The organism is Streptomyces sp. NPDC002690 (genome assembly GCF_053592415.1).
Window position 1 is genome coordinate 1 of sequence record NZ_JBSFVR010000529.1, and the last position, 3,641, is coordinate 3,641.

2 protein-coding genes and 1 pseudogene are annotated in these 3,641 nt (G+C 66.4%); 2 read left to right on the forward strand and 1 reads right to left on the reverse strand.

Annotation, left to right across the window (positions count from 1 at the left end):
- Nucleotides 1–5: 5 nt before the first annotated feature.
- A pseudogene (locus ACWD3D_RS34605) lies at nt 6–95 on the forward strand (RNA polymerase subunit sigma-24); the annotation flags it as partial.
- Here the strand turns inward: ACWD3D_RS34605 and ACWD3D_RS34610 are convergent.
- On the reverse strand, nt 71–1,483 hold the full coding sequence (locus ACWD3D_RS34610; protein WP_451464654.1) for a non-reducing end alpha-L-arabinofuranosidase family hydrolase: 1,413 nt from the start codon (nt 1,481–1,483) through the stop codon (nt 71–73). The pseudogene ACWD3D_RS34605 and the gene ACWD3D_RS34610 sit on opposite strands and share 25 nt — an antisense overlap.
- Nucleotides 1,484–2,042: 559 nt before the next feature.
- Between ACWD3D_RS34610 and ACWD3D_RS34615 the strand changes: the two genes are divergently transcribed.
- Entirely contained in the window at nt 2,043–3,527 is a 1,485-nt protein-coding gene (locus ACWD3D_RS34615) for an endo-1,4-beta-xylanase (protein WP_451464655.1), read from the forward strand.
- The last annotated feature ends 114 nt before the right edge of the window (nt 3,528–3,641 follow it).

A 3,641-nucleotide genomic window follows, 5' to 3' on the forward strand; every position in this document is an offset into this window, starting at 1 on the left:
CCGGGATGGGTACGGCGGGTACGCGCGCCGACGAGGTCGCCGGAGAACGGCGCCAACTCCTCAACATCGCCTATCGGTTGCTCGGCTCGCTCGCCAGCTGCAGGTTGCAGGGATCGACGGTCATGGTCTGATCGGCGCCGGTGCGGATCAGTTCGCCGTGGCTGATGTCGTTGGTCCAGGTGGCGCCACTGTTGGCCTTGCCGGCGAACGGGTTGCTCTCGGTCGCGGCCTGGGGCGTCCACGACCCGTTCAGACTGGTGGCCGTGAACGAGCGGAAGTAGCGGCCCTGCGAACCGATGGCCTCGACGATCATGAGGTACCGGTTCTGGCCCTGCAGTTTGTAGACCTGCGGGGCTTCGAAGAGGTTGTTCGTCGTATCGCTCATGACCACGGTGGAGGACGCCCCGAAGCTGCCGGGGAAGTTCCCGATCGGCATGCTCGCCCGGTAGATCTTGCCGTTGTCACCGGCGAAGAACAGGTACATGTTCGTCCCGTCACCGATGACGGTCTGGTCGATGGGTCCGGTTCCGGAGTCGCTGATGCTCCCGGAGAAGAGCACCTGCGGTGCGGACCAGCCGTTCGGGTTCGTGGGGTCGCTCGACGTCCGGTAGGAGAAGGCGGTCCCGCCCCACTGGTAGGTGAGCACCCAGATGTTCTTCGGCGCGAAGTAGAAGAGCGTGGGTGCGACGGTCGCCGACGACATCGTGTTCTGGCCGGCCGATGCCATCTCCGACCAGTTGGTGAACAGGCCGAAGTTCATCGAACCCCAACTCGACCCTGTGTCGTGCGTCGTCGCGTAGACGAGCTGCTTGCCGTTGTACGGGACGACCGTGAAGTCCTTGAGCGAAGCCCATCCCTGCTTGGGCTGCGCCAGCGCGCCCGTCGACGCCCAGCGGTAGGACGACGGAAGCTCGCACGTGCCGGAGGTCCCGCCGCCGCTGCCGACCTTGACCAGCTTCCACTGCTGGTTGGTGCCGCCCCAGTCGTCGTACTGGACGACGTTCGCGTTGTCGGCGGTGGAGGCACCCTGCACTTCGAGAGCCTTGTTGCTGTGCCGTGAGATGAACCTGACGTAGCCGTCCGAGCTGTCGGCCAGCTTCCACTGCTGGTTGGTGGCGTTGAGGTCGGTCCACTGGACGATCGATCCGCCGTTCGCGGTGGACCAGTCGTAGACGTCCAGCACCTTGGCCGAGTGGACGGACTTGATCCGGTAGTAGCCGTCCCCGGAATCGATGAACTGCCACTGCTGCTGGTTCTGATCGTTCCGGGTCCACTGGGTGATGCGGGCGCCGTCCCCGGTCGCCAGGTTGTAGACGTCCAGGGCCTTACCGCTGTTCCGGTTGACCAGTACGTAGGAGGCGCCGGAATCGACGGTCGCCGCGGCGGCCGGCTGGGCCCCTAGGAAGCCGGCCACGAGCAACAAGGGTGCGAGGAGAGCGAGCAGGCGCTCCGGACGGACCGGGAACGCATGGCGGAACCACATCGAAGGACCTCCTGGGAGGGAGCGGGGCGAGGTGCCCCGGCGGGCCATGGCACGGGATGCAGGGAGAACGTTGTTTTCTCGGAAAGTTTCGAAAAAACTACTGTTCTCATGGCGCCACAAGCTAGGAATGTGAACGCTCGCAGTCAAGGTATACGGCAGATCTGGTTGCGATCCGGCCGGCTCGGAACGTACTTGATGCGGGTGCAAGCCTTGCGATGCAAGCCAGTTGGCGGGGTCGTTCGGCTGTCGGTAGCCGCCGGGACGGCTCACGGGTGGGTTCACCTGCGCTTGAAAAGTTTCGCAAATGTTAGCGCCCACAATCTGTGCGCGAAGTATTGACGATCCACCGTCAACGCCTCGATCATCCGTGTCTGGGACACCCGACGTGGTTCGGGACGCCCCGCCGCGTCGGCTCCGGACGGTCGCTGCCGACCGGTGGATCCGCGCAGAGCCGCACGACGGATCCGCGCACTCCGGCCGTCGTCCGTCGACCGCACGAGGGCGACGACGCCGCCCCGCGATTCAGCCATTCCGCGACTCCTGTTTTGGAGGCATGCCCATGGACTCCTACGCCCTTCCGAGATCTGCTCCGAGCCCGAGATCTGCTCTGAGCCGCCCGCTCCGCGCTCTGCTGCCGACGCTGCTCGTCGGCGCCCTGGGTGCGTCCGCCGCACTGGTCGCACCGACGAACGCGCACGCCGCCGAGACCACGCTCGGCGCCGCGGCGGCGCAGAGCGGCCGCTATTTCGGTACTGCCGTCGCCTCGGGCAAACTCGGCGACTCGGCGTACACCTCGATCGCGTCCCGTGAGTTCAACATGGTGACGGCCGAGAACGAGATGAAGATCGACGCCACCGAGCCGCAGCGGGGGCAGTTCAACTTCACCAACGGCGACCGCGTCTACAACTGGGCCGTGCAGAACGGCAAACAGGTGCGTGGTCACACCCTGGCCTGGCACTCCCAGCAGCCCGGCTGGATGCAGAGCCTGAGCGGCAGCTCGCTCCGCCAGGCGATGACCGACCACATCGACGGCGTGATGGCCCACTACAAGGGCAAGATCGCGCAGTGGGACGTCGTGAACGAGGCTTTCGCCGACGGCAATTCGGGTGGCCGCCGAGACTCCAACCTGCAGCGCACCGGCAACGACTGGATCGAGTCCGCGTTCCGCACCGCGCGCGCCGCCGACCCGTCCGCCAAGCTCTGCTACAACGACTACAACATCGAGAACTGGAACTGGGCCAAGACCCAGGGCGTGTACAACATGGTCAAGGACTTCAAGTCGCGCGGCGTGCCGATCGACTGCGTGGGCTTCCAGTCGCACTTCAACAGCGGCAGCCCCTACGACGGCAACTTCCGCACCACCCTGCAGAACTTCGCCGCCCTCGGCGTCGACGTGGCCATCACCGAACTCGACATACAGGGCGCCTCGGCCACGACCTACGCCAACGTGGTCAACGACTGCCTGGCCGTCTCGCGTTGCCTCGGCATCACCGTCTGGGGCGTGCGTGACTCCGACTCCTGGCGATCGGGGGACACGCCGCTGCTGTTCAACAACGACAGCAGTAAGAAGTCCGCGTACAGCGCCGTCCTCAACGCTCTCAACAGCGGCTCGTCCGGCGATGGAGACGGCGGTGGAGACGGCGGTGGAGACGGTGGCGGCCAGAGCGGACAGCTCAAGGGCGTCGGCTCTGGCCGCTGCGTGGACGTACCCAACTCCGCCACCGCGGACGGCACAGCGGTCCAGCTGTACGACTGCCACAGCGCCGGCAACCAGCAGTGGGAGCGCACCTCCGCCGGTGAGCTGCGGGTCTACGGCAACAAGTGCCTCGACGCGGCCGGCAGCGGCAATGGCGCCAAGATCCAGATCTACGGCTGCTGGGGCGCCGACAACCAGAAGTGGCGCGTCAACTCCGACGGATCGATAGTCGGCGTCCAGTCCGGACTCTGCCTCGACGCCGTGGGCACAGGCACCGCCAACGGCACCCAGCTCCAGCTCTACACCTGCTCGAACGGCAGCAACCAGCGCTGGACCCTGTCGTCCTGACGCGGTCAGCCGCTGTTCCTCTCTTCCGACGCCGACGCGGACGCGATCGTCATCGGTCACGACATGCGCCCGTCCTCGCCCGGCCTCGCCGGCGCCTTCGCGCGCGGCGCCCAG